At 73.7% G+C, this 24,154-nt stretch carries 25 protein-coding genes; 17 read left to right on the top strand and 8 right to left on the bottom strand.

From position 1 onward, the window contains the following. Positions 1 to 9 precede the first annotated feature (9 nt). The 4 genes from I4I82_RS16370 to I4I82_RS16355 all read left to right on the top strand — a co-directional run bounded on the left by I4I82_RS16370 (position 10) and on the right by I4I82_RS16355 (position 5,406). Positions 10 to 1,959, top strand: a complete 1,950-nt coding sequence (locus I4I82_RS16370) for a DUF2339 domain-containing protein (protein WP_218589219.1) — start codon at positions 10 to 12, stop codon at positions 1,957 to 1,959. Positions 1,960 to 1,968: 9 nt separating this feature from the next. Continuing rightward, the gene (locus I4I82_RS16365) at positions 1,969 to 3,474 is read left to right on the top strand and encodes a TldD/PmbA family protein (RefSeq protein ID WP_218589220.1); all 1,506 of its coding nucleotides are present in this window, start codon (positions 1,969 to 1,971) and stop codon (positions 3,472 to 3,474) included. Then, positions 3,471 to 4,847, top strand: coding sequence for a metallopeptidase TldD-related protein (locus tag I4I82_RS16360; RefSeq protein WP_218589221.1), 1,377 nt, complete (start codon positions 3,471 to 3,473; stop codon positions 4,845 to 4,847). The genes I4I82_RS16365 and I4I82_RS16360 overlap by 4 nt, the downstream gene beginning before the upstream one ends. 220 nt (positions 4,848 to 5,067) lie before the next feature. Beyond that, entirely contained in the window at positions 5,068 to 5,406 is a 339-nt protein-coding gene (locus I4I82_RS16355) for a hypothetical protein (RefSeq protein WP_218589222.1), read from the top strand. Positions 5,407 to 5,421: 15 nt separating this feature from the next. Here I4I82_RS16355 and I4I82_RS16350 read toward each other — a convergent pair whose 3' ends face one another. Further along, positions 5,422 to 5,967: a TetR/AcrR family transcriptional regulator gene (locus I4I82_RS16350; protein WP_218589223.1), complete on the bottom strand. Its 546-nt coding sequence runs from the start codon at positions 5,965 to 5,967 to the stop codon at positions 5,422 to 5,424. Between the two features lie 83 nt (positions 5,968 to 6,050). Between I4I82_RS16350 and I4I82_RS16345 the strand changes: the two genes are divergently transcribed. Then, on the top strand, positions 6,051 to 7,616 hold the full coding sequence (locus I4I82_RS16345; protein ID WP_218589224.1) for an MFS transporter: 1,566 nt from the start codon (positions 6,051 to 6,053) through the stop codon (positions 7,614 to 7,616). Positions 7,617 to 7,700: 84 nt separating this feature from the next. On the opposite strand, the gene I4I82_RS16340 is transcribed toward I4I82_RS16345, so the two are convergent. Beyond that, positions 7,701 to 8,150, bottom strand: coding sequence for a hypothetical protein (locus I4I82_RS16340; RefSeq protein ID WP_218589225.1), 450 nt, complete (start codon positions 8,148 to 8,150; stop codon positions 7,701 to 7,703). 328 nt (positions 8,151 to 8,478) lie between these two features. Between I4I82_RS16340 and I4I82_RS16335 the strand changes: the two genes are divergently transcribed. The 4 genes from I4I82_RS16335 (at position 8,479) to I4I82_RS16320 (ending at position 14,561) form a co-directional block, all read left to right on the top strand. Continuing rightward, on the top strand, positions 8,479 to 10,296 hold the full coding sequence (locus I4I82_RS16335; RefSeq protein ID WP_218589226.1) for a phosphoenolpyruvate carboxykinase (GTP): 1,818 nt from the start codon (positions 8,479 to 8,481) through the stop codon (positions 10,294 to 10,296). A 180-nt stretch (positions 10,297 to 10,476) separates the two neighbouring features. Next, positions 10,477 to 10,764 (top strand): DUF3311 domain-containing protein, encoded by a 288-nt coding sequence (locus tag I4I82_RS16330; protein WP_218589227.1) that lies wholly within the window; start codon positions 10,477 to 10,479, stop codon positions 10,762 to 10,764. Then, entirely contained in the window at positions 10,761 to 12,404 is a 1,644-nt protein-coding gene (gene mctP / locus I4I82_RS16325) for a monocarboxylate uptake permease MctP (RefSeq protein ID WP_218589228.1), read from the top strand. The genes I4I82_RS16330 and mctP overlap by 4 nt, the downstream gene beginning before the upstream one ends. Before the next feature lie 255 nt (positions 12,405 to 12,659). Then, positions 12,660 to 14,561, top strand: a complete 1,902-nt coding sequence (locus I4I82_RS16320) for a hypothetical protein (protein WP_218589229.1) — start codon at positions 12,660 to 12,662, stop codon at positions 14,559 to 14,561. Here the strand turns inward: I4I82_RS16320 and I4I82_RS16315 are convergent. Then, positions 14,546 to 14,848 (bottom strand): DUF3024 domain-containing protein, encoded by a 303-nt coding sequence (locus I4I82_RS16315; protein WP_218589230.1) that lies wholly within the window; start codon positions 14,846 to 14,848, stop codon positions 14,546 to 14,548. The two genes, I4I82_RS16320 and I4I82_RS16315, sit on opposite strands and share 16 nt — an antisense overlap. A gap of 35 nt (positions 14,849 to 14,883) precedes the next feature. Here I4I82_RS16315 and I4I82_RS16310 point away from each other — a divergent pair, with 35 nt between their 5' ends. Then, entirely contained in the window at positions 14,884 to 15,468 is a 585-nt protein-coding gene (locus tag I4I82_RS16310) for a peroxidase-related enzyme (RefSeq protein WP_218589231.1), read from the top strand. Positions 15,469 to 15,692: 224 nt separating this feature from the next. Next, on the top strand, positions 15,693 to 15,932 hold the full coding sequence (locus I4I82_RS16305) for a hypothetical protein (RefSeq protein WP_218589232.1): 240 nt from the start codon (positions 15,693 to 15,695) through the stop codon (positions 15,930 to 15,932). Here the strand turns inward: I4I82_RS16305 and I4I82_RS16300 are convergent. Continuing rightward, positions 15,919 to 16,149 (bottom strand): hypothetical protein, encoded by a 231-nt coding sequence (locus I4I82_RS16300; RefSeq protein WP_218589233.1) that lies wholly within the window; start codon positions 16,147 to 16,149, stop codon positions 15,919 to 15,921. The two genes, I4I82_RS16305 and I4I82_RS16300, sit on opposite strands and share 14 nt — an antisense overlap. 11 nt (positions 16,150 to 16,160) lie before the next feature. Here I4I82_RS16300 and I4I82_RS16295 point away from each other — a divergent pair, with 11 nt between their 5' ends. Further along, positions 16,161 to 16,331, top strand: coding sequence for an alpha/beta fold hydrolase (locus I4I82_RS16295; RefSeq protein WP_218589234.1), 171 nt, complete (start codon positions 16,161 to 16,163; stop codon positions 16,329 to 16,331). Here I4I82_RS16295 and I4I82_RS16290 read toward each other — a convergent pair. Genes I4I82_RS16290 through I4I82_RS16280 form a run of 3 tightly spaced genes read right to left on the bottom strand, consistent with a single transcriptional unit; the run spans position 16,297 to position 18,711 of the window. Then, positions 16,297 to 17,097, bottom strand: coding sequence for an amino acid ABC transporter ATP-binding protein (locus I4I82_RS16290; RefSeq protein WP_218589235.1), 801 nt, complete (start codon positions 17,095 to 17,097; stop codon positions 16,297 to 16,299). The genes I4I82_RS16295 and I4I82_RS16290 overlap by 35 nt on opposite strands. After that, complete coding sequence (locus tag I4I82_RS16285) at positions 17,094 to 17,900, bottom strand: amino acid ABC transporter permease (RefSeq protein ID WP_218589236.1); 807 nt, start codon at positions 17,898 to 17,900, stop codon at positions 17,094 to 17,096. Before I4I82_RS16285 ends, I4I82_RS16290 begins: the two co-directional genes overlap by 4 nt. Positions 17,901 to 17,907: 7 nt before the next feature. Further along, positions 17,908 to 18,711, bottom strand: coding sequence for a transporter substrate-binding domain-containing protein (locus I4I82_RS16280; protein ID WP_226370090.1), 804 nt, complete (start codon positions 18,709 to 18,711; stop codon positions 17,908 to 17,910). 216 nt (positions 18,712 to 18,927) lie between these two features. On the opposite strand from I4I82_RS16280, the gene I4I82_RS34785 reads away from it, so the two are divergent. The 4 genes from I4I82_RS34785 to I4I82_RS16260 all read left to right on the top strand — a co-directional run bounded on the left by I4I82_RS34785 (position 18,928) and on the right by I4I82_RS16260 (position 23,007). After that, positions 18,928 to 19,245: an antitoxin gene (locus I4I82_RS34785; protein ID WP_218595840.1), complete on the top strand. Its 318-nt coding sequence runs from the start codon at positions 18,928 to 18,930 to the stop codon at positions 19,243 to 19,245. A 192-nt stretch (positions 19,246 to 19,437) separates the two neighbouring features. Continuing rightward, complete coding sequence (gene pdhA, locus I4I82_RS16270; protein WP_226370089.1) at positions 19,438 to 20,628, top strand: pyruvate dehydrogenase (acetyl-transferring) E1 component subunit alpha; 1,191 nt, start codon at positions 19,438 to 19,440, stop codon at positions 20,626 to 20,628. 1 nt (position 20,629) lies between these two features. Beyond that, positions 20,630 to 21,604 carry an alpha-ketoacid dehydrogenase subunit beta gene (locus tag I4I82_RS16265; protein ID WP_218589240.1) on the top strand — a complete coding sequence of 325 codons (975 nt, stop codon included), beginning with the start codon at positions 20,630 to 20,632 and terminating at the stop codon, positions 21,602 to 21,604. A 23-nt stretch (positions 21,605 to 21,627) separates the two neighbouring features. After that, entirely contained in the window at positions 21,628 to 23,007 is a 1,380-nt protein-coding gene (locus tag I4I82_RS16260; RefSeq protein WP_218596491.1) for a dihydrolipoamide acetyltransferase family protein, read from the top strand. Here the strand turns inward: I4I82_RS16260 and I4I82_RS16255 are convergent. Beyond that, positions 22,997 to 23,686: a hemerythrin domain-containing protein gene (locus I4I82_RS16255; protein WP_218592382.1), complete on the bottom strand. Its 690-nt coding sequence runs from the start codon at positions 23,684 to 23,686 to the stop codon at positions 22,997 to 22,999. The two genes, I4I82_RS16260 and I4I82_RS16255, sit on opposite strands and share 11 nt — an antisense overlap. 95 nt (positions 23,687 to 23,781) lie before the next feature. On the opposite strand from I4I82_RS16255, the gene I4I82_RS16250 reads away from it, so the two are divergent. Further along, on the top strand, positions 23,782 to 24,138 hold the full coding sequence (locus I4I82_RS16250) for a GNAT family N-acetyltransferase (RefSeq protein WP_218592381.1): 357 nt from the start codon (positions 23,782 to 23,784) through the stop codon (positions 24,136 to 24,138). Positions 24,139 to 24,154 lie beyond the last annotated feature (16 nt).

Here is a 24,154-nt window from a genome sequence, read left to right as displayed (position 1 = left end):
ATGGGCGCCATGACCAGCACACCCGATCTCGCCGCGGAGCTCGCGAGCCTGGGCAGGCGGCTCGACAGCGTCGAGGCCCGGCTGCAGGCGTTCGGCGTGCCGGACGCGCAGCCGAGCACCGCTGCGGGCGCCGACGCACCCGCCACGGCCGGTTCCGACGCCCACGCCGACGCCGACGCAGTCACGAGCGTGCTGGAGCGCCCGGCCGCGCCGTCCTGGGGCCCGTCGCCGCAGGCCCCCGCGTGGGGCCCGCCGCCCGGGGCTCCGGCGTGGGGACCGCAGACCGGACCGGGCGCGCCGTCCTGGGCTCCCCGGAACCAGGACCAGAACCAGGCCCAGGGCCGGCCGGCACCGTGGCCCACGGGCCTGCCCACCGGGTGGGGCCGCCCTCCGGTTGCGCCGGGCGCTCCCGCCCCGGCCTCGCGGGCCACGGCGAACGGCGCCAGGCTCCTGGCCTGGACCGGTGGCGCGATGACGCTGCTGGGCGTGGTGCTGTTCCTGGCGCTGGCCGCGTCGCGGGGCTGGGGCTCGCCTGCCGCGCGGGTGTGGTCCGGCGCCGTGCTCGGCGTGGTGCTCGTGGCGTTCGGGACGTGGATGCACCGCGTCGAGACCCGCCGCGGCGGGGCGCTGGCCGTGGCCGGCACCGGGTTCGCCGCCCTGTACCTGGTGGTCGCGGCCGCGAACCGGCTGCTCGGGCTGGTCGAGCCGCTCGCCGTGCTGCTCGCCCTGGTGGTCGCCGCGGCCGGGCTCGCGCTGGCCGACCGCTGGCGCTCGGCGCTGCTCGCGTCCGGGATCGTCCTCGGCGGTGCGGTGCTCGCGCCGGTGCTCGTCGAGGGTCCGCTGCTCGTCGCGCTGCTGCTGGCGCTGCAGGTCGCGGTGGCCGTCGTGGCGCTGCGCCGCGGCTGGTCCTGGCCCGCGCTGCTCGCCGCCGCCGGTCCCGCGCTGACCGCGTCGGTCGTCGTGTTCGACAGCGACCCGTGGCGGATCCTCGCCGTCCTCGCCACCACGCTGCTCGGCCTGGCCGGCGCCGCCCTCGCGGTGCGCCGCCTGCCCGACGGCGTGGTCGGCGGGCTCGTCGCCCTCGCCGTCCTGCCCGCGCTGGTGCTCGGCCCCGAGGTCGACGGCTGGGGCGGCGCCGGGATCGCCGCGGCCGCCGGGCTGCTGGCGCTCGCGCTGCTGGCGGTGCCCGGGGTCGGCGCGCGGCTGCGCACCGCGCTGGTCGCGGTCGCCGCGGTGGCCGTCCTCGAGGCGGTGCTCGTCGCCCTCGACGGACCGGTCGCCACGGGCACGCTGCTGGTGGTCGCGGTCGCGCTGGCCGGCACCGCCGTGGCCGTGCGCGACCGGCTGCCGCTCGTCGTCGCCGGCGGGTTCTGGCTGGTGGGGACGCTGCTGGCGGTCGCCGTCGACGCCCCGATCACCGCGCTGGTCGACTTCCCGCAGTACCCCTACCTCGTCGACGGGCGGGGCCAGACCGCCGAGATCGTCGGCGGGGTCGTGGTGTCGCTGCTGGTGCTGCTCGCCTCCGTCGCGCTCACGGTGGCCGGCGGGCGGCTGCGGCTGGTGCGCCCCGACTCCGCGACGGCCGGCATCTGGGCGCCGCTCGGCGTCGCCGGGCTGTACGCCACGGCCGGGCTGATCGTCTCGCTGGCGCTGCTGGTCTCGCCCGAGCGCACCGCGTTCACCGTCGGGCACGCGATCGTCACGGTGTCCTGGACGGTGGTGGCGCTCGTGCTGCTGGCCCGCGGACTGCGCCGCCCCGCGCTGCGGGTGACCGGGCTGGTGCTGGTGGCGGGCGCCGTCGCCAAGCTGGTCCTGTTCGACCTGGTGGTGCTCGACGGGCTGGCGCAGGTCGCCGCGTTCCTCGGCGCCGGGCTGGTGCTGCTGGCCGCGGGCACCCGCTACGCGCGGATGGTCGCCGAAGCGGGACAGCCGGGGCGAGGCGGCCACGGCGCCGGATAGGTTCGGGGCATGCCAGACCTGGACCCGGTGTTCGCGGGCATCCCGCTCGCCGCGCTCGCCGACGCCGCCCTGTCCCGCGCCCGCGACCTCGGGGCCCAGCACGCCGACCTGCGGGTCGAGCGGATCGTCTCCCAGTCGGTCGACCTGCGCGACGGCCGTGTCACCGGCGTCGCCGACGACGTGGCCGTCGGGCTGGCGGTCCGCGTGATCGTCGACGGGGTGTGGGGCTTCGCCTCGCACGGCGACCTCACCCCCGACCGGGCCGCCGCCACCGCCGAGCGGGCGGTGGCCGTCGCGCGGACGCTGGCGCCCGTCGCGGTCGAGCGGGTGGAGCGGGCCGACGAGCCGGTGCACGCGGGCGTCGAGTGGATCTCGGCCTACGACGTCGACCCGTTCGACGTCCCGACCCGCGACAAGGTCGGGCTGCTCACCGAGTGGTCGCAGCGCCTGCTGGCCTCCGACGGCGTCGACCACGTCCACGCGGGCGTCGCGCAGGTGCGGGAGAACAAGTTCTACGCCGACCTCACCGGCACCCGCACGACCCAGCAGCGCGTGCGGATCGCGCCGGCGTTCACCGCCACCGCCGTCGACCGGGGCGCCGGGGCGTTCGAGACGATGAGCAGCCTCGCCCCGCCCGCCGGCCGCGGCTGGGAGTACCTCACCGGCACCGGATGGGACTGGGACGCCGAGCTCGCCGAGGTGCCCGGCCTGCTGGCGGAGAAGACGAAGGCGCCCAGCGTCACCGCGGGGGCGTACGACCTGGTCATCGACCCGACGAACCTCTGGCTCACCATCCACGAGTCGGTCGGACACGCCACCGAGTACGACCGCGCGATCGGTTACGAGGCCGCCTACGCGGGTTCCAGCTTCGCCACGCCCGACCTGCTCGGCACGCTGCGCTACGGCTCCGAGCACATGCACGTCACCGGTGACCGGACCGTCCCGCACGGGCTCGCCACCGTCGGCTACGACGACGACGGCGTCGCCACCACCGAGTGGGACCTCGTGCGCGACGGCGTGCTGGTCGGCTACCAGCTCGACCGCACGTTCGCCCCGCGCCTGGGGCTGGAGCGCTCCAACGGCTGCGCGTTCGCCGACTCCCCGCACCACGTGCCGATCCAGCGGATGGCGAACGTGTCGCTGCGGCCCGACCCGGTGCGCGACACGTCGACCGAGGAGCTGATCGCGGGCGTGGAGCGGGGGATCTACGTCGTCGGCGACAAGTCGTGGTCGATCGACATGCAGCGCTACAACTTCCAGTTCACCGGCCAGCGGTTCTACCGGATCGAGGACGGGCAGCTCGCCGGGCAGCTCCGCGACGTCGCCTACCAGGCCACGACCACCGACTTCTGGGGCTCGCTCGACGCCGTCGGCGGCCCGTCGACGTGGGTGCTGCACGGCGCGATGAACTGCGGGAAGGCCCAGCCCGGGCAGGTGGCGGCGGTGAGCCACGGCTGCCCGTCGGCGCGCTTCCGCGGCGTGAACGTGCTCAACACGCAGGAGGAGGGCTCGTGAGGGCGCAGGAGATCATCGAGCGGACGCTGGCGGCGGCCGCGCACCTGCACGGGTGCGCCGTGCTGGTGCAGGAGTCGAGCGAGGCCGTGCTGCGCTGGGCCAACTCCACGATGACGACCAACGGGCACACGACCGCGGCGCGCGTGAGCGTGGTCGCGCTGGTGGCCGTCGAGGGCGGCACGGCGGCGGGCGTCGTCAGCACCGGGGTGACGATCACCGACCCGGCCCGGCTCGACGAGCTGGTGGCCGCGGCGGAGGCCTCGGCGCGCGACGCCGGCCCCGCGCAGGACGCCATGCCGCTGCCCGAGCCCACCACCACCGATGCGGCCTGGGACGACCCCGCGGTCGAGACGTCGATCGGCGTGTACTCCGCGTTCGCCGAGGGCCTGGCCGAGGTGCTCGCCGGGCCGCAGCGCCAGTACGGGTTCGCCAGCCACGAGCTGACGACGACGTGGCTGGGCACCTCGGCCGGCGTGCGGCGCCGCTGGGTGCAGCCGACGGGGTCGGTGGAGCTCAACGCCAAGACCCGGGACCTGTCGGGGTCGGCGTGGGTGGGGGCGTCGACGGCCGACTTCACCGACGTCGACGTCGTCGACCTCGCGGCGCAGGCCGCCCGCCGCCTCGAGTGGGGGAAGCGGCGCGTCACGTTGCCGGCGGGGAAGTACGAGACGCTGCTGCCGCCGTCGGCGGTGTCGGACCTGATGATCTACCTGGCGTGGTCGATGGACGGGCGCCCGGCGCAGGAGGGCCGCAGCGCGCTGTCCGGGCCGGACGGCCCGCGCGTCGGCGAGCGCCTCACCGACCTGCCGCTCACCCTCGCCTGCGACCCCGCCGCGCCGGGCCTGGAGTACGAGCCCTTCCTGTCGACGACCCGCTCCGGCGACGCGGTGTCGGTGTTCGACAACGGCGCGCCCACGCGGCGCGTCGACTGGGTCCGCGAGGGCGTCATCAGCGAGCTCGGCTACTCCCGCGCGGAGGCCGCCGAGTTCGGCACGACCTTCACCCCGGGCGGCGACAACCTGCTGCTCACCGGCGGGTCGGACGCCTCGCTGGAGGACATGGTCGCCCGCACCGACCGCGGCCTGCTGCTCACCTGCCTCTGGTACATCCGGCTCGTCGACCCGGCCACGCTGCTGCTCACCGGCCTCACCCGCGACGGCGTGTACCTGGTGGAGGGCGGCGAGATCGTCGGCGAGGTCGACCACAACTTCCGCTTCAACCACTCCCCGCTCGACGTCCTGCGCTCGGCCACCGAGGTCGGCGCCACCGGGCGGACGCTGCCGCGGGAGTGGAAGGACTGGTTCACGCGCGCGGCGATGCCGGCGGTGCGGGTCCCGGACTTCACGATGTCGTCGGTGTCGCTGGGCAGGTGAGCCACCGGGCCGGTGAGCGGTTCCTCGACGGGGGCCACCCGTCCGGCGATCCGTCCGGTCACCCGTCCAGGGTGACCGGTTGCACACAGCGCGTGATGGACACCATCGGGCGACGATCGGCGCGCCGAGGGGGGCCCGGGCGGGGTCGGTGTCGTTGACTGTGCCAGCGCGCCGACGACGTCGCGGGAATCCCGGTTCGAGCCCGAGAGGGGCCCTGCCCGTGTCCTACGAGATGGTCAGCGCCTACACGCTGCTGGTCGGCCAGACCGACGGTGAGCCCACCGTCAGCGTGCACACCACCGCCGACGACGCCTGGCGAACGCTCGACCGCGAGGTCCGCGAGCGCTGCGGCATGCGTCCGCGCCCCCGCCGCCGGGCCGACGCCGACGCCATCGCGCGCCTGGCCAACGCGTGGCGGGCGGGCGACCCGGAGAGCCGCTACTGGAACGTCACGACCCACCGTCTGCCCATCCCGGTGCCGGAGATCGCCCGGCGGCCGGTGCAGGTGGAGCCGACCCCGTCGCTGGTGCGGGCGACGTCGAGGTGGATCTTCGGCTAGGACCCGCACCCGCGCTCAGGCCTCCGCCCCCGGCAGGTACCGCCGCATCCTCGCCAGCAGGTCCTCCACCCCGAGCCCGGGGGGCAGGGGGGTGCCGGTGAGGGTGCGCAGGTACAGGCCGTCGCCCACGAGCTGGGCGAGCCAGGCGAGCACCGGGTCCTCGAGCTCGGCCCGGAGCGCGGCGAAGGCGTCGGCGTCGACCACCGCCAGCACGTCACGCACCTCCTGCCCGGTCGCGCTGCCGTCGGAGATGCGCAGGACGGCGAGGTAGGTGCGCGTGACGCCGCCCGGGACGCCGCCGCCGGGCGCGGACGTGCGCAGGTAGTAGGCCACGGCGCCGTCCGGGGCGCTGCGGATCGCGTCGGCGTCGGCGGCGCTGCGCTCGCGCAGGCGGTCGAGCAGGCCCGTGACCAGCGCGTCCTTCGACGCGAAGTGGTAGAGCAGCCCGCCCTTGGACACCTCGGCGGCCGCGGCGACGGCGTCGAGCGTGGCCGATCCGGGGCCGTGGTCGATCAGGAGCGTCTCGTAGGCGTCGAGCACGCGGTCCCGGGCTCCGGTCATCGTCGGAGTCTAGGAGGGGTGGGGTGCGCCACGACGGCGCCCGGCCGGGAATCTCTGTACCGTCCAGACGGTATAGTACTGACGTGAACGCCACCGTCCTCTTCCCCGCCGCGCCCCCGCGCGCCGGTGCACGCGCCTGGCTCGGCCTCGCCGTGCTGTTCCTCCCCACGCTGCTGGTGGCGATCGACAACACCGTCCTGGGCTTCGCGCTCCCCGCGATCAGCGAGGCACTGGCGCCGTCGGCCCTCGAGCAGCTCTGGATCGTCGACGCCTACCCGCTCGTCCTCGCCGGCCTGCTCGTCACGATGGGCACGCTCGGCGACCGCATCGGCCGCCGCCGCACGCTGCTGATCGGGGTCGCCGGCTTCGGCGCGGTCTCGCTGGCCGCCGCCTTCGCCACGGACGCCGTGCACCTCGTGGCCGCCCGCGCCCTGCTGGGCTTCTTCGGCGCCATGCTCATGCCCGCGACGCTCGCCCTGCTCCGCACGCTGTTCCCCGACCGCACGCAGCGCCGCCTGGCCGTGGCGGTGTGGGCCACCGGGTTCGCGGCGGGCGCGGCCGTCGGCCCGATCGTCGGCGGGCTGCTGCTCGCCCACTTCTGGTGGGGCGCGGTGTTCCTGGTGAACGTGCCGCTGATGCTGCTGATCCTGGTGCTCGGGGCCGTGCTGCTGCCCGAGTCGCGGATGGCGGCGCCCGGGCGGCTCGACCCGCTCGGGGTGCTGCTGTCGCTGCTCGCGATGGGCCCGACCGTGCTCGCGGTCAAGACCGTGGCGCACGACGGCGTCACCGCGACGGCGGTGCTCGCGCTGCTCGTCGGCGCCGGGTCGGCCGTGCTGTTCGTCCGGCGCGCGAAGGCGCGGATCGCGGCGGGCGAGGAGCCGCTGCTCGACGTCACCCTGTTCGCGTCCCCGGTCCTGCGGCTGTCGGCGCTGGCCAACGCGACGACGATGTTCGCGCTGACGGGCCTGCTGTTCTTCTCCGCGCAGCACCTGCTGCTCGTGGCCGGCCTCGACCCCCTCGACGCCGGGCTGGTCCTGCTACCCGGCTTCGCGACGACGATGGTCGCGGGCCTGGTGGCCAGCCGCCTCGCACGGCGCTTCCCGCTGCGCGTGCTCGTGCCCGTCGGGCTGCTGCTCGCCGCGGCCGGCTACCTGCTCGCCGCGACGCCCGAGGTCGGCCTGCTCGCGGCCGCCGCGGTGCTCGTGGGCGCCGGCATCGGGCTCTCGGAGACGATCACCAACGACGCGATCCTCACCGCCGTCCCGGCCGACCGCGCGGGATCGGCGTCGGCGGTGTCGGAGACGGCCTACGAGATCGGCGCGGTGCTCGGCACCGCGGTGCTCGGCAGCGTGCTGGCCGCCGCCTACCGCGGCGGCGTGGTCGTGCCGACCAGCATCGGTCCGGAGTGGGCCGACGCCGCGCACGAGACGCTGGGCGGCGCGGTCGGCACCGCCGCGCGCGTGCCCGGCCACGACGGGCAGGCGCTGCTCGACTCGGCCCGCGCCGCGTTCGACGCCGGGGTCGGCGTCACCGCGCTCGTCGGCGCGGCGGTGCTCGTCGCCGTCGCCGTGGTGGTCGTGCTCGGCCTGCGCCCGGGAGGCAGCGCGACGGGGCTGAGGGCGACGGGGGTCAGCGGAACGCCGCGATGACCGGCGCCATCCGCTCCAGCGGGCCCGCGTCGACCAGGCCCGGCCAGCACCACCAGGCACGGCGCGGGGAGCCGCAGCACCGGCTCAGGTCTGGCGCTTGGGGATCACCGGCTGGGTGCTGATCTGCGGCTCGACGACGGGGCGCGGAGCGGGCGCCGAACGCTCGGCCAGCCGCTCCTGCACCTGCTCGGAGACCTGGTCGGCGCGGCGGCGCTCCCGGACGCGGATGAGCACGAGCATCGAGATGCCGTAGGCGAGCCCGAGGACGAGCAGCACCACACCGAGCTTGACGACGAACGTCTGCAGGGGTTCCTGGCCGTCGGCGAAGTCGGCCACCGAGATGATCGCCAGCACGCCGAGGGTGATCAGGTGGAACAGCACGGACAGCAGCAGGTTCACCGACCGCGTGACCTTGGTGTCCTGGAACACCTCCTGCAGGAAGGGCTCCCCCGCCGTGACCAGGAGCCGCCCCACCAGGAACGTGAGCGCGATGGACACGACGAGCAGCGTGACGTACATGCCGGTGTCGCTCATGGTGTGCGCGCTCCCTCGGTGCGACCGGATACGCACGGAACGCTACGCGCGGGGGGCCCGGCGGTCCACACGGAGCGCGGCACGGCGGCGGCACCCGCACAACGTCGCGCTCGTCACTACGACGCTGTCGGAAATAGCGCGCTGACCACTTCTGAATCGATTAGTTGATCGGTCCTGTGAGTCAATCGACATCGGCCAGCGGTGGGGAAAGCCGGACACCGCCGGTACCGTCGCTATTCATCTTCGACAGGCACGTCCGACCCGTTCCGGCTCGGGCGTGCGCAGCGTTCCCGCAGAACCCGGTCCGCCGGTGAGGAGACAGGACGACATGACAGCAGCCACCGTGCCAGGGCTCGACGAGGCGCCGACCGACAACACGCGACTGCTCTCGTGGGTCCGCGAGGTGGCCGAACTGACCACGCCGGACCGCGTCGTGTGGGTCGACGGCTCCGAGGAGGAGTGGGAGCGGATGACGTCCGCTCTCGTCGAGGCCGGCACCTTCACGCGACTCGAGAAGAAACCGAATTCTTTCTACGCGGCTTCCGATCCCGATGACGTGGCGCGCGTCGAGGAGCGCACGTTCATCTGTTCCGCCGAGCCGTCGGGTGCGGGTCCGACGAACAACTGGGTCGATCCGGCCGAGATGAAGTCGACGATGTCGGAGCTGTACCGCGGCAGCATGCGCGGGCGCACGATGTACGTCATCCCGTTCTGCATGGGCCCGCTCGACGCCACCCCGCCGATGCTGGGCGTGGAGATCACCGACTCGGAGTACGTCGTCGCGTCGATGAAGATCATGACGCGGATGGGCGCCACCGTGCTCCCGCTGTTCTCCGACCGCGGCGACTCCTTCGTGAAGTGCGTGCACTCCGTCGGCGCCCCGCTCGAGCCGGGCCAGGCCGACGTCGCGTGGCCCTGCAACGAGACCAAGTACATCTCGCACTTCCCCGAGACCCGCGAGATCTGGAGCTTCGGCTCCGGCTACGGCGGCAACGCGCTGCTGGGCAAGAAGTGCTACGCCCTGCGCATCGCCTCGGCCATCGCCCACGACGAGGGCTGGATGGCCGAGCACATGCTCATCCTCAAGCTCATCTCGCCGGAGGAGAAGGCCTACTACGTCGCGGCGGCGTTCCCGTCGGCCTGCGGCAAGACCAACCTCGCGATGCTCCAGCCGACCATCCCCGGCTGGCGCGCCGAGACCGTCGGCGACGACATCGCGTGGATGCGCTTCGGCGAGGACGGCCGGCTCTACGCCGTCAACCCGGAGTTCGGCTTCTTCGGCGTCGCGCCGGGTACCAACTGGAAGACCAACCCCAACGCGATGCGCACCATCGAGGCGGGCAACGCGCTGTTCACCAACGTCGCGCTGACCGACGACGGCGACGTGTGGTGGGAGGGCCTCGAGGGCGAGCCCGAGCACCTGACGGACTGGAAGGGCAACGACTGGACGCCCGAGTCCGGCACCGACGCCGCGCACCCCAACTCCCGCTACACCGTGCCGATCGGGCAGTGCCCGGTCGTCGCCCCGGAGTGGGAGGACCCGAACGGCGTCCCGATCTCGGCGATCCTGTTCGGCGGCCGCCGCAAGACCACGGTGCCGCTGGTGACCGAGGCCCGCGACTGGCAGCACGGCACCTTCATGGGCGCCACGATGTCGAGCGAGAAGACCGCGGCCGCGGCCGGCGGGCTCGGCCAGGTCCGCCGCGACCCGATGGCGATGCTGCCCTTCCTGGGCTACAACGTCGGCGAGTACTTCCAGCACTGGGTGAACATCGGCAAGGGCGCCGACGCCGACAAGCTGCCGAAGATCTTCTACGTCAACTGGTTCCGCCGCGGTGACGAGGGCCGGTTCCTGTGGCCCGGGTTCGGCGAGAACAGCCGCGTCCTCAAGTGGTGCATCGAGCGCATGGAGGGCAAGGCCGCGGCCACCGAGACCGCGATCGGCTACGTCCCGACGTCCGACCAGATCGACCTCGACGGCCTCGACGCCGCCGTGGCCGACATCGACGCCGCGCTGACCGTCGACGTCGAGGAGTGGAAGGCCGAGATCCCGCTCATCGAGGAGTGGTTCGACAAGATCGGCGACGGCCTGCCCACGTCGATGCGCGACGAGCTCGAGGCCCTCAAGCTCCGCCTCGGCGCCTGACCGACCCGCACGACCCGACGGCCCGCCACGCACCCGCGTGGCGGGCCGTCGCGCGTCCGGGGCGGCGCCGGGCGCCGGCCGCTGATCACGGTGGCGCCACCATCGGGCGAGAGCGTCGGTGGTCGGACCTACTATCCCTGCGACCACCGACCGTCGCTGCGATCCAGCGGGAGCACACGCATGTCAGAGCCGACCAGCCGACCACCCCGTCACCAGGACGGGCTCCGCGTCAACGCGTGGAACCTGCTGCTCCTGGTCCCGTTCCTCATGCTCGTCACGCCGTGGTTCAACTCGGTGGAGCCGGTGGTGTTCGGCATGCCCTTCTTCTACTGGTCCCAGTTCGCCTGGGTGCCGGTCGGCGTCGTCTGCGTGGCGATCGTGTACGTGATGACCCGCGACGAGCCCGCGCCGGTCGCCCCCGGCGCCCCGGCCGACGTCGACGACCTGGACGAGGGGACCCAGCGATGATCCAGTGGACCGAGCTGATCGTCTTCACGGTGCTGTTCCTGGTCGTCACCGTGATGGGCTTCCTCGCCTCGCGCTGGCAGCGCGGCGACACCCTCGACCACCTCGACGAGTGGGGCCTGGGCGGGCGCAGGTTCGGCGCCTGGATCACCTGGTTCCTCGTCGGCGGAGACCTCTACACGGCGTACACGTTCGTCGCGGTCCCCGCGCTGCTGTTCGGGGCCGGCGCGATGGGCTTCTTCGCGCTGCCCTACACCGTGGTCCTCTACCCGCTGGTGTTCCTGCCGGTTCTGCGGCTCTGGTCGGTCTCGCGGGTGCACGGCTACGTCACCCCCGCCGACTTCGTGCGCGGGCGCTACGGCTCGTCGCTGCTGGCCTTCATCGTCGCGATCACCGGCCTGCTGGCGACGATGCCCTACATCGCGCTGCAGCTCGTCGGGCTCGAGGCGGTGCTGCGCACGATGGGCCTCAACGGCAGCGGGCTGCTCGGTCACCTGCCACTGCTCGTCGCGTTCGTCATCCTGGCCGTCTACACCTACCAGTCGGGGCTGCGGGCGCCCGCGCTGATCGCCTTCGTCAAGGACATCCTGATCTACGTCGTGATCCTGGTGGCCATCGTCTACCTGCCCTCGAAGTTCGGCGGCTGGGGCGCGATCTTCGACGCGGCCGACGCGAAGTTCCAGGCCACGGAGTCGACCGCCGACGGCGTGCTGCTCACGGCCAACAACCAGCTGCAGTACATCACCCTGGCCCTGGGCTCGGCGCTGGCGCTGTTCCTCTACCCGCACTCGCTCACGGGAATCCTGGCCTCGCGCGGGCGCAACGTGATCAAGCGCAACATGATGGCGCTGCCCGCGTACTCGCTGCTCCTGGGCCTGCTCGCGTTGCTGGGCTACGTGGCCATCGCCGCGGGCGTCACGCCCATCACGAACAACGCCACCGGCCGCCCGGACACCAACACCATCATCCCGGTGCTGTTCGACAACGAGTTCGGCTCGCTGTTCGCGGGCCTGGCGTTCGCCGCGATCGGGATCGGCGCGCTCGTGCCGGCCGCGATCATGTCGATCGCCGCGGCCAACCTGTGGACGCGCAACATCTACAAGGAGTACCTGCGCAAGGACGCCACGCCCAAGCAGGAGGCGCAGCAGGCCAAGATCGCGTCGCTGGTCGTGAAGTTCGGGGCGGTGCTGTTCATCGTCGCTGTCGATCCGCAGTTCTCCATCGACCTGCAGCTCATCGGCGGCGTGATCATCCTGCAGACACTGCCGGCCGTGGCCATCGCGGTGTACACGCGCTGGCTGCACCGCTGGGCCCTGGTGGCCGGCTGGGTCGTGGGCATGGGCTACGGCCTCCACCTGCTCTACACGATCCCCAACCCGGCCGCGGGCCGCGCCCACTTCGGCGGCTCGGCCCTCGCGCTCGACAAGATCAACCTGCTGGGCTGGCAGCCGTTCGCCGGCTCGACGGCGCTCATCTACGTCGGGTTCGTCGCCCTGGTGCTCAACCTCGTGGTCGCGGTGCTCGTCACGTTCGCCCTGCGGGCCGCCGGCACCGCCGAGGGCGACGACCAGACCTCGCCCGCCGACTACCACGCGGACGAGGGATCCGATCGCCTCAAGCCCGTGGCCGCCGACCTGCACTGAACCGCTGGTCGCGCCGGAACGACCGCCCGGCGACATAAGTGATTCACATCGACGCGCTGTGACGGTCGGCCGCGATGAGAGAGGGGTTCGGTTCGGCCGTTCACTCGTTCGAGTGCCGGACACCGCCGAGAGTGACCTTTCGGCGGCTCATGATTGCCCCGCCACTCGTCCGGGGTGCAACATTCCGTGGACCCCTGCGATACGAAGGGTGATCGCTGCCATGCCGGGCGGCGACAGTCGGAGGTGACCGCGGTGATGGATGTCGGACCCGGGAGCGCGCCCGATCGCGCGTCCGCCGGAGAGGACGCCGACGACCTCCTGGTGTTCGTCGACCGCCTCGCGGCGGCGGCCCAGGACGAGGCCACCACGGCCCGGGCCAAGGAGCAGATCGGCCGCACCGTCCGGGCGGGCTCCACGCCCCCCGGGCTGCGCCGTCTCGCCGAGGCACTCGCCGCGTCGGTGGCCGAGGTCCCGCCCGCCCAGCGCCACGCGGTCGACGACCCCACCTCGGTGGTGCCGGCGATGCGCGGCACGGCGCTGGTCGTACTCGACGAGGCCGGTCCGTCCGCCGTGGCCGCCGCGGTGTCCGCGCTGGTCGCCGACGGCCGCCGCGTCGTCGTCACCGCCGAGACCGACGCCGAGCTCGACGCGGTGCGGATGGACATGGCCACCGGCCGCACGGTCGACGCCCTGCCCGACGTCCCGCACGGCGAGCTGCGCGAGCTGCGTCGCCTGCTGGCCACCTCCACCGCGGCGGCGCGGGCGCGGGCCGGGCAGGACCTGCCCCCCGCCGACGCGCTGCCGCCCGTCGAGGACGTGCGGCAGCTCAGCCGCCAGGCCGCGCAGGCCGGGCGCCCCGACGACGCGGGCACCGTCGTTCCCGCGCTGCTCTCCCGCGTGGAGCCCGACCGCCGCGAGGCCGTCACCTCGATCGCCCGCTGCGTCACGGTGCGGCTCGACGCGCTGGGCACCCGCCGCCAGTCGCCGTGGGAGTGGGAGCTGCTCGGGCACCTGATCCACACGCGGCACCGCGCCGTGTTCGACCGCACGCAGGAGGACGTCGCGCAGGCCGCGACGATCGCGCACCAGCGCCGCGACGCCCCGCCGGTGTCGTTCCTCGGGCCGCTCCCGGCCGACGCGGTCGACCTGCTCTGCAACTACTACGAGTTCCTCGAGTCCGGCGGCCGCGCCCGCGCGTACTTCCGACCCTCGGCCCAGCGCGACGTCCAGCCCGTGCTGCGGCGCATCCGGGTGGCCGACCGGGAGCCGGTCACCGCCCCCGACGTGCTCCGCGTGCTCGACCACATGGAGCTCACCGAGCGCCTGGGCCGGATCGTCGCCGGGTGCACCGAGATGGGCGTCCCGGCCCCGCGCGGGCCGCTCGACCTGGCCCCGCTCGTCGAGCGCCTGGCCCTTGTGGGAGCCGCGGCCCGCTCCGTCGGCTCGCTGCGCCACGACGTGCTGTTCCTGGCCGCCGACTCGCCGCTGTCGGTGCCCGACGTCGACTCCGCGGCGCGCGTCTCGGCCGCGATCCTCGACTACGAGGAGCACGGGTCGGCCGCGGAGGCCGCCCACAAGCTCGACGCGATGGCCGACCTGCTCGCCGAGCGCGCCGTCGGTACCGTCACCGCGCCGGAGCACCACCAGGCCGTGGCCGCGCTGCGCCGCCGCGATCCCGACGCCTACGAGCACGCCGTCGACGCTCTGGGCGCCGCCCGGCGCGAGCTGCGCGACGAGGTCCGCCGCACTACCCTGCTCGGGCGGCTGCGGGCCATCGCGCCCGCGCTGGCGGCCGCGTGGGACGAGTTGCACGAGCGCGACTCCGGCGCCTACGGCCTGGCCTGCTTCGTCCGCAGCCAGACCCTGCTCGGCGCGCTGCCCGCGCCCGACAGCGCCGACGTCGTCGTCGTGCTCGGGGCGGCCCAGCTCGGTGTCGAGCGGCTCCTGCTCACGGCCGTCGCGCCGCGGATGATCGCCGTGGTGGCGCCCGACGAGCAGCCCCTGGGCTCGCCGTCGCTGCTCAGCGTCCTGCAGCGCGCCTCCGCGCTGCTGATCCAGGGCCGTCCGGCGGAGCCGGCGGCCGGTGGCCGGGTCGTGCAGTTCCACCCGGGCGGGCGCCCCGGGGCGGTGTCGGCGGTGGGTCAGGCCGGCGCCTGAGCCTCCAGCAGGGCGATCGGGTCCGCACCGTCGGAGGTGCGGGCCCATCCACCGTCGACAGGGCGGTACAGCGTCCAGTGGCCGGTGTCGTCGACGCGCAGCCGCGCCAGCGGCGTCGTCGACCACTCCACGTCGAGCTCCGGGCGGACGGGCGCGCGGCGGTCGCTGATCGTCACCTCGCCGCCGTGCACGGTGTAGCCGATCCGGCGGTGCTCGCGCTCCCGCTCGGGGATCCGTTCCGCGCACCACCGCGACAGGGCGTGGCGGATCTCCTCCGGCAGTTCCATGACGAGCATGCTCCCCCGGCACTACGGTCGACGCCATGGGAGAGACGCACGAAGTGAGCCGGTTCGGGCACGTGGAGCTGGCCGACATGCCCGAGGACCTGCGCGAGCGGATCGGGGCGATCGCGGAGAAGTCGGGCTTCGTGCCCAACGTGTTCCGGGCCCTGGCCCGCCGGCCCGCCGAGCTGCGCGCGTTCCTCGACTACCACGACGCGCTGATGGAGTCCTCGGACGGACTGAGCAAGGCGGAGCGCGAGCTGGTGGTCGTCGCGACGTCGGGGGCGAACAGCTGCACGTACTGCGTGGTGGCGCACGGGGCGATCCTGCGGGTGCGCACCAAGGACCCGGAGATCGCCGACCGCGTCGCCACCAACCCCTACGGCGTGGCGCTGTCGCCGCGCGAGCGCGCGATCGTCGACCTGGCCCTGCTGATCGCCGTCGACTCCGCCGCGCTCACCGACGCCGAGCTCGACGACGCCCGCCTGGCGGGGCTGTCGGAGGACGAGATCTGGGACATCGGCGCGATCACCGCGCTGTTCGCCATGTCCAACCGCCTCGCGCACCTGACGGCACTGCGCCCCAACCCGGAGTTCTTCCTGATGGGCCGCCTCCCCCGGTCCTGACGCGGCCGGTCGGATGACCCGCCGCAACCGCGTCGACCCGTGGGGCGACCTGCACGCCCCACCCCGCGCGCGTGCGTCACGCGGTTCCGCGACCGGCGGGTCGGGCTCGCCCGGCCGGGCCGGTGGACCCCGCTGTTCTTCCTCGACGACGCCGTGGCGCTCGCTGCGGGGCACCGGCCTGCGGCGAGTGCCGCCACGCCGCCTACATGGGCTAGCGGGAGGCGGTGGCCGCGGCCGTCGGCGCACCGGTGCGGGCGGGTGACCTCAACCGGGCACTGGCCGCCGAGCGCCCGGACCCGGGGCGGGGCCTCGACCACGCGGCCCACCGGCGCACCTGGCTCGGCACCGACCTGCCCGACGGCACCGTCGTCGTCACCGACGGGCCGCGGCTGGTGCGGGGCGGGCGGCTGCTGGCCTTCTCCTTCGACGGGTGGCGCGACCCCGAACGGGTCACCGCGGAATAGGTCGTGCACGACGCTGCTCGTACACCTCGACGTCACCGACGCCGCGCTCGTCGGGTTCTCGATAGGCGGCGGCGAGGTCGTCCGCTACGCCGCGAAGCACGGCGACAACGGCAGGCTGTGCCAGGGCCATCGCCGCCGGCGCCTCCGCGAAGGGCACGCTGGACTGCATCGCCGCGTTCGGCCGCACCGACCTGCGCGAGGACGTCGCCGTGATCACTGCCGACGCTCGTGATCCACGGTGACGCCGACGCGATCGTGCCGTTCGAGGTGAGCGGCAAGCGCAGCGCCGAGGCGATCAGCGGGAGTGAGCTGGTCGGGATCGAGGACGGCCCGCACGCGATCAACGCGACGCACCCGGAGGAGTTCAACCGAGCGCTGCTGGAGTCCCTGGCGAAGTAGGGTCCACCGGCTTGTGGAGCACCCGGGCCAGGAACTCCCTGGTCCGGGGTTCGCGCGGGTTGCCGATCACGTCCGCGGGCGGGCCGAGCTCGACCACGAGGCCCCCGTCGATGAACAGGACGCGGTCGGCCACCTCCCGCGCGAACTGGATCTCGTGGGTGACCACCAGCATCGTCATGCCGTCGCGCGCGAGGCCGCGCATGACGTCGAGGACGTCGCCGACGAGCTCCGGGTCCAGCGCCGAGGTCGGCTCGTCGAACAGCATCACCGTCGGGTCCATCGACAGCGCCCGCGCGATCGCCACGCGCTGCTGCTGGCCGCCCGAGAGCTGCGAGGGCTGCGCCGAGCCGCGCTCGCCCAGGCCGACGCGGTCGAGGTTGGCCTTCGCGATCTCCTCGGCCTCGGTCCGGTCGCGCCCCAGCACCCGGCGCTGCGCGATCGTCAGGTTGTCCAGCACCGACAGGTGGCTGAACAGGTTGAACGACTGGAACACCATCCCGACCGAGCGGCGCGCCTCGTCGATCTCGCAGTCGGGGTCTGTCATCTCCCGGCCCTCGACGACGACCGACCCGCTCGTCGGCGTCTCCAGGAGGTTGACGCAGCGCAGCAGCGTCGACTTGCCCGAGCCGGACGGCCCGATGATGCAGACGACCTCCCCGCGCTCGACGGTCAGGTCGATGCCGCGCAGCACCTCGACCGACCCGAACGACTTGTGCAGGTCCCTGATCCGCACCGCGGCGTCCGCGGTCCCGGTCGCGGTGCTCATACCTCTGCCCCCTTCGGCGTCCCCGCGCTGCCGTACCGGCGCTCCAGCCGGCGGGCGAGGTAGGAGAGCGGGATGGTGATGATCAGGTAGCACAGGCCGACGACCAGCAGCGGCGTCATGCTGCGCACCTGGTTGAGCGCGGCCCGGCCGAACTGCGCCAGCTCCTGCTGCTCCAGGGTCGTGCCGAGCAGGAACGCGAGCGAGGAGTCCTTCGTCAGCAGGATCAGCTCGTTGGTCAGCGGCGGAAGGACCGTGCGGAAGGCCTGCGGGATGACGATGAACGTCATCGTCCGCGTCGGCGACATGCCGAGCGAGCGCGCCGCCTCGACCTGCCCGGCGGGCACCGCCTGGATGCCCGCCCGGATCGTCTCGGAGATGTAGGCCGAGCCGACGATGCCCAGCGCCAGCGTGATCGACAGCGTGCGGTCGAGGTTGGACCCGAACGCCAGCGGGATGCCGAACCCGATCGCGATCACCACGAGCAGTGCGGGGAGCCCGCGGAAGAACTCGATGTAGGCCCCGGCCGCCCAGCGGTACACGCGCACCGACGACAACCGCATGAGCGCGAGGACCAGCCCCAGCCCGAGCGCCAGCAGGAACCCCAGCGACGTGAAGACGACCGTGTTCTTCAGCGCGACGGTGAGGACGTCCGGGAACAGGCTCGCGGCGACCTCGAGGTCGAAGAACGACCGGCCGATCTGCGCCCAGTCGGCGGTGAACGCGACGACCAGCAGGATGGCGACCGCGATCGCGTACTGGACGCCGCGCCCGGCCCGGGCCCGCTGGCGTCGGGTGAGTGCCATCGGAGGGTCAGCCCTGGCCCGCCGCGGGGAACCACTCGGCGAACAGCTGGTCGTACGTGCCGTCGGCCCGCGCGTCGGCGATGGCGCCGTTGATCGCCTCCACCAGCGCGGTGTTGCCGGTCTTCACGGCGTAGCCGTACTGCTCGCCGGTGTCGAACTCGGTGGTGACGGCGAAGCCCGGGTTCTTGCCCGCGAAGTCCAGCAGCGGCGCGTTGTCGTTGATGGCCGCGTCGACGTCACCGGTCTGCACGGCGGTGAGCAGCAGGCCGATGTCGTCGAAGGTCACGAGCTCGGCGCCGGACAGGTTCTCGGTGGCGTACTGCGCACCCGTGGTGCCGTTCTGCACGCCGAGGCGGCGGCCGGTGAGCTGCTCGGCGCCGACGATGTCGGAGCCCGGGGGCACCAGCAGGGCCTGGGTGGCGTCGAAGTAGGGGTCGGAGAAGTCGAGGTTCTCGTCGCGCACGTCGGTGATCGTCATGGCGGCGGCGCCGAGGTCGCACAGGTTGGTGTCGAGCGCGATCCCGGACTGGATGTTGTCGAACGGGGTCTCGACGATCTGCTGCGTGACACCGAGGCGCTCCGCCACCAGGTCGACGAGGTCGACGTCGAAGCCCACGATCTGGTCGCCCTGGCGGAACTGGAACGGCTCGTAGGGCAGCTGGGTGCACGTCGTGAGCTGACCGGACTGGATGAGCTCGACACCACCGGCGGCGGCCGGGGCCGCGGTCTCCCCTCCGCCGCACCCCGCGAGGGTGACGGCGAGAGCGGCCGCCAGCGCGGCCGGGGCGGAACGACGGAGACGGACGGACACGGGGGACCTCCACTGTGGTGTGAGTACCGCCGGGATGGTGCCATCCCGCCACCCGGACGACACGTTGGAGGCCTTTACCGTTGCGTGAAATGACGCTCGGTGATCCCGATGTGGTGACGTGTGATCTCCGGGGCCGGAACGGGTATGCCGGGGAACCACGCGGCGCCACACCGGCGTTGACCGTCGTGAGTGCACCATTCCCCCCTGGAGGACGACATGGCCCTGTTCCGACGACTCGCCACCCTGGCCACCGCCGCCGAGGCGGCGCGCCGGTACGCGAAGAGCAACCCGGACAAGGCGGGCAAGTACCTCGACCAGGCCGCCGCCTTCGTCGACAAGCAGACCAAGGGCAAGTACCGCACCCAGATCGACGGGGTCGCGAAGAAGGCCAAGGGCGTGGCGGGCCTGCCGACCGGCCCCGGCGCCACGGGCAACGGCCACGACGCCCCGACGCAGGTGAACCCGCCCGCCGACGGGCCGACCACGCAGGGGTACCGCCCGCCGCAGCCGGGCCCCCGCGAGCACGGCGCCTGACCGGCGCGTCCCCCGGCCCGGGTGCAGGGCCGGGGGACGGGCTCCGGTGCTCCCGCGCGGACGCCCGCTCGTGCCAGGATGTCGGGGAAGAGCCGTACGTGTGCGGGCCCACACCCCGCGCCCGCGCACGCCGGACCCGCCGTCCCGTGCCCGGCCACGAACCGGACCGGGCCGAACCAGCGAGGAGCACCCGTGTCCGCACCGCAGGACTGGACGCCGTCGACGTCGTCCACCCCGTCGCCCCGCCCGGGCCCCGATCACGTCGTCGCCGGGCTGAAGGGCACCGACGAGGGCGGCGCCGACCTCGTCCAGCTGCTCACGCCCGAGGGCGAGCGGGTGCCCGACCCGCGCTTCGACCCCTACGCCGCCGACATCGACGTGGAGGCGCTCAAGGAGCTCTACCGCGACCTCGTCCTGGTCCGGCGCTTCGACCGCGAGGGCAACGCGCTGCAGCGCCAGGGCCAGCTCGGGATCTGGGTCCCGCTGCTGGGCCAGGAGGCCGCGCAGATCGGCGCCGGCCGGGCGATGGCACCGCAGGACATGGCGTTCCCGTCCTACCGCGAGCACGGCGTCGCGTGGGCCCGGGGCGTCGACCCCACCGAGCTGCTCGGGATCTTCCGCGGCACCGACCACGGCAGCTGGGACCCGAAGTCCACCGGCTTCCACCTGTACACGATCGTCATCGGCAACCAGTGCCTCAACGCCACCGGCTACGCGATGGGCCAGAAGTTCGAGGGCAAGGTCGGCGACGGCCCCGACAGCGAGGCCACCATCTGCTTCTTCGGTGACGGCGCCACCAGCCAGGGCGACGTGCACGAGGGCTTCGTCTGGGCCGCCGTCTACGACGCTCCTGTCGTCTTCTACTGCCAGAACAACCAGTGGGCCATCTCCGAGCCCACCGAGCGCCAGACCCGCGTGCCGCTCTACAAGCGCGCGCAGGGCTACGGCTTCGACGGCATCCGCGTCGACGGCAACGACGTCCTCGCCTGCCTCGCCGTCACCCGCTGGGCGCTGGAGGAGTGCCGCACCGGCAACGGGCCGGTGCTGATCGAGGCGTTCACCTACCGGATGGACGCCCACACCACCTCCGACGACCCCACCCGCTACCGCCTCGCCGACGAGCTCGAGCTGTGGAAGCTCAAGGACCCGATCGAGCGGGTGCGCGTGCACCTGGTGCGCTCCCTGGGCGTCGAACCGGAGTTCTTCGGCGAGGTGCAGGCCGAGTCCGACGCCCTCGCGGCGCGTTTCCGGCAGCACTGCGTCGACATGCCGGCGCCCGCGCCGGACCGGATGTTCTCGGAGGTCTACGCGGAGGGCTCGCCCGCCGTCGACGCCCAGCGAGAGGCCTTCCTGGCCTACCACTCGTCCTTCGAGGGGGTCTGACATGGCCGTGCTGACGATGGCGAAGGCGATCAACGACGGGCTGCGCGCCGCGATGGAGCGCGACCCCAAGGTGCTCGTGATGGGCGAGGACGTCGGCAAGCTCGGCGGCGTCTTCCGCGTCACCGACGGACTGCAGAAGGACTTCGGCGAGCAGCGCGTGCTCGACACCCCGCTCGCCGAGAGCGGCATCATCGGCACCGCGGTAGGCCTCGCGATCCGCGGCTTCCGGCCGGTGTGCGAGATCCAGTTCGACGGGTTCGTGTTCCCCGGCTACGACCAGATCGTCTCCCAGCTCGCGAAGCTGCACTTCCGCTCGCAGGGTCGCGTTCCCATGCCGGTCGTCGTGCGCATCCCGTTCGGCGGGGGCATCGGGGCCGTGGAGCACCACAGCGAGTCGCCGGAGGCGCTGTTCGCGCACGTCGCGGGGCTCAAGGTCGTGGCGTGCTCCAACCCGGTCGACGCCTTCTGGATGATCCAGCAGGCCATCGAGAGCAACGACCCGGTGATCTTCTTCGAGCCGAAGCGGCGGTACTGGGAGAAGGCCGAGGTCGACCTGACGGCCACGCCCGCGCCGCTGCACTCCTCCCGCGTGGCGCGCTCCGGCTCGTCGCTGACGCTCGCCGGCTACGGCCCGGTGCTCAGGACCTGCCTGGAGGCCGCGTCGGCCGCCGAGGCGGACGGGCACGACATCGAGGTGATCGACCTGCGCACGCTCTCCCCACTCGACCTCGGCCCGGTGTTCGACTCGGTGCGGCGCACCGGGCGGCTCGTCGTGGTCGCGGAGGCGCCGTCGGAGACGTCGGTGGCCGCGGAGGTGTGCGCGCGCGTGCAGCAGGAGTGCTTCCACTCGCTGGAGGCGCCGGTGCTGCGGGTCACGGGGTTCGACACCCCGTACCCGCCGTCGAAGTGCGAGGAGGACTATCTCCCCGACCTCGACCGGGTGCTGGACGCCGTCGACCGCTCGATGGGCTGGTGACGGCCGTGCTGCGCGAGTTCGCCATGCCTGACGTCGGTGAGGGGCTCACCGAGGCCGAGGTCGTCACGTGGAACGTCGCCCCGGGCGACGTCGTCACCGTCAACCAGATCCTGTGCGAGATCGAGACGGCCAAGGCGGCCGTCGAACTGCCGTCGCCGTACGCGGGGACGGTCGGGAAGCTGCTGGTGGAGCCGGGCGAGACGGTGTCCGTCGGGTCGCCGATCATCAGCATCGAGACGGCAGAGGCGGCGCCGGCGGCCCCGTCGCCGGCACCCGCCTCCTCCGACGAGGAGCAGGGCGCGAAGATCGGGGAGCCGGGCAAGGACGGCCGGATCGCCAACCTGGTGGGCTACGGCCCGCGGCCCGGCGCGTCGGCCCGCCGGCCCCGCCGCGGCGCGCCGACCCCCGCCACGCCCGTTCAGGAAAGCCACGTTCCTGCCCTCACGGGACCTGAAAGTGGCTTTCCTGAACCTGCGGCGGCGGGAGCGGCGGCGGGAGCCGGGCCGGGCGGGGCCGCGAACGGCTCGGCCGCCGTGCCCCTGGCCAAGCCCCCGGTCCGCAAGCTCGCCCGTGACCTCGGGGTGGACCTGCGCGCCGTCACCCCCACCGGCCCCGGCGGTGTGATCACCCGCGAGGACGTGCAGTCCCACGCGGCCGCGCCCGTCGCCGCGGCGCCGGTCGCGCCCGCCCCGAGCACCTCGAGCGGCGGCGTCCGCCGCGAACCGATCCGCGGCGTCCGCAAGCACACCGCCGCGGCCATGGTGAGCAGCGCGTTCACCGCCCCGCACGTCACGGAGTTCCTGGCCGTCGACGTCACCGCGACGATGGCGCTGCGCGACCGCCTCCGCGCCACCCGCGAGTACGCCGAGGTGAAGCTGACGCCGCTGGCGTTCGTCGCGAAGGCCGTGTGCCTGGCCGCGCGCCGCACCCCGGAGATCAACGCGAGCTGGGACGAGGCCGCGGGCGAGATCGTCTACTACGACCGCGTCCAGCTCGGGATCGCCGCCGCCACGCCGCGCGGGCTGATCGTGCCCAAGGTCCGCGACGCCGACACGCTCACCCTGCACGGGCTGGCGCGGGCGCTCGGGGAGCTGACGGCCACCGCGCGGTCGGGGAGGACGCCGCCCGCCGACCTGGCGAACGGCACGTTCACGATCACCAACGTCGGTGTGTTCGGCGTCGACACCGGCACGCCGATCCTCAACCCGGGCGAGGCCGGGATCCTGGCCGTCGGTGCGATCAAGCCGACGCCGTGGGTGGTCGACGGCGAGCTGGCGGTGCGCACGGTGTGCCAGCTCGCGCTGTCGTTCGACCACCGCCTCGTCGACGGGGAGCAGGGCTCGCGCTTCCTCGCCGACGTCGGGGCGCTGCTCACCGACCCGGCGCTGGCCCTCACCTGGTAGCGGGTCCCCCGCCGGCGGGCAGCGCGGCGAGCAGGCGCCGGTACCGCGGTCCGAGCACGAGGTCGTGCAGCACGCGGATCGGCGCCGGCAGCTGCCCGCGCAGGAACGCGACGCGGTCGGGCTCGGAGTAGGCCAGGAACATCGGCAGGAGCACGGCCGTGTCGCGGGAGTCCCCCTGCTTCGCCAGCGCGGCCTCCAGCGCCGCCCAGTCGTCGGCGGGGATCCGGTGCCGCATGACGGGGAGCAGGAGGTCCTCCTCCGAGGCGAGGTGGCGGCGCAGGTAGGTGTCCAGGCGTGACAGGGCGGCGGCGAGCTCCGCGGCGGCCGGGGTGAACTCCGGCTTGGCCAGCGTGCCGATGCCCTCCAGCGCGGCGGTGACGTCGGCGAGGTCGGTGTCGAGCGGGGCGTGCTCGGCCTCCAGGCGCCGCACCTCGCCGGCGAGCTCGGGCGCGCAGGCCAGCACGCGCGGCCACAGCTCGACGTCCTCGGCGGTGTGGTGGTGGTGCAGGGCGCGGGAGAACACCGCCCACCAGCGGACCAGCGCGCGGGCCGCGCGGCGGTCACCGGGACGCAGTGCGCGGACGTGGCGGGCCGCCTCGGGGACGACGGCGCGGATCTGGTCGTGCATGAGCAGGAAGCCCCGGACGTCGTTGCCGGTGGCGCGGTCGGTGTCGGTCATGTCGCAGAGCGTGCGGGCGGGCGCTTGGCGTCGGCTGTACGCGCGGGCGCGGTGCGCCTCAAGTCGGCCACAAGTGGCCCCGGCACACTGCTCCCATGACCGCGGCCGAGTCGCACCTCATGCGTCGCACCCCGCGCCACGGCACGGGGGCGGGCGACGTCGTGGTCTACACGCTGGAGGACATCGGCTCCGCGGCGGGCGAGGACCCCAAGGCCACCATCGAGGTGCACCGCGCGGGCGACGTCGCCACGGTCGTCGGCGGCGGCGTCCCCGAGCACCACCGCGGCCGGGGCTACGGCCCGCGGCTCGCCCGCCAGGTCACCACGGCGGTGCGCGCGGAGGGCTGCCGGATCGCGCGGATCCCAGACCCTGGCACCGACCAGGGTCGCCGGATGCTCGTGGGCCTCGGCTACACGCAGCTCCCCGGCGGGACCTGGGAGATCACCCTGTAGCGACCGCCGCGGCCGC

The sequence above is a fragment of the Pseudonocardia oceani genome (assembly GCF_019263585.2).
Taxonomy (GTDB): Bacteria; Actinomycetota; Actinomycetes; order Mycobacteriales; family Pseudonocardiaceae; genus Pseudonocardia; species Pseudonocardia oceani.
The sequence above is the reverse complement of the archived record's forward strand: the minus strand, read 5'-3'. Positions and strand labels throughout refer to the sequence as shown.

Coding starts and splice junctions, on each gene's coding strand:
- I4I82_RS16290 (WP_218589235.1), bottom strand. CDS start 17,097: ATGAGCACCGCGACCGGGACCGCGGACGCCGCGGTGCGGATCAGGGAC.
- I4I82_RS34785 (WP_218595840.1), top strand. CDS start 18,928: ATGGCCCTGTTCCGACGACTCGCCACCCTGGCCACCGCCGCCGAGGCG.
- I4I82_RS16285 (WP_218589236.1), bottom strand. CDS start 17,900: ATGGCACTCACCCGACGCCAGCGGGCCCGGGCCGGGCGCGGCGTCCAG.
- I4I82_RS16335 (WP_218589226.1), top strand. CDS start 8,479: ATGACAGCAGCCACCGTGCCAGGGCTCGACGAGGCGCCGACCGACAAC.
- I4I82_RS16365 (WP_218589220.1), top strand. CDS start 1,969: ATGCCAGACCTGGACCCGGTGTTCGCGGGCATCCCGCTCGCCGCGCTC.
- mctP (WP_218589228.1), top strand. CDS start 10,761: ATGATCCAGTGGACCGAGCTGATCGTCTTCACGGTGCTGTTCCTGGTC.
- I4I82_RS16250 (WP_218592381.1), top strand. CDS start 23,782: ATGACCGCGGCCGAGTCGCACCTCATGCGTCGCACCCCGCGCCACGGC.
- I4I82_RS16340 (WP_218589225.1), bottom strand. CDS start 8,150: ATGAGCGACACCGGCATGTACGTCACGCTGCTCGTCGTGTCCATCGCG.
- I4I82_RS16350 (WP_218589223.1), bottom strand. CDS start 5,967: ATGACCGGAGCCCGGGACCGCGTGCTCGACGCCTACGAGACGCTCCTG.
- I4I82_RS16310 (WP_218589231.1), top strand. CDS start 14,884: ATGGGAGAGACGCACGAAGTGAGCCGGTTCGGGCACGTGGAGCTGGCC.
- I4I82_RS16330 (WP_218589227.1), top strand. CDS start 10,477: ATGTCAGAGCCGACCAGCCGACCACCCCGTCACCAGGACGGGCTCCGC.
- I4I82_RS16260 (WP_218596491.1), top strand. CDS start 21,628: ATGCCTGACGTCGGTGAGGGGCTCACCGAGGCCGAGGTCGTCACGTGG.
- I4I82_RS16370 (WP_218589219.1), top strand. CDS start 10: ATGACCAGCACACCCGATCTCGCCGCGGAGCTCGCGAGCCTGGGCAGG.
- I4I82_RS16315 (WP_218589230.1), bottom strand. CDS start 14,848: ATGGAACTGCCGGAGGAGATCCGCCACGCCCTGTCGCGGTGGTGCGCG.
- I4I82_RS16255 (WP_218592382.1), bottom strand. CDS start 23,686: ATGACCGACACCGACCGCGCCACCGGCAACGACGTCCGGGGCTTCCTG.
- I4I82_RS16265 (WP_218589240.1), top strand. CDS start 20,630: ATGGCCGTGCTGACGATGGCGAAGGCGATCAACGACGGGCTGCGCGCC.
- I4I82_RS16320 (WP_218589229.1), top strand. CDS start 12,660: ATGGATGTCGGACCCGGGAGCGCGCCCGATCGCGCGTCCGCCGGAGAG.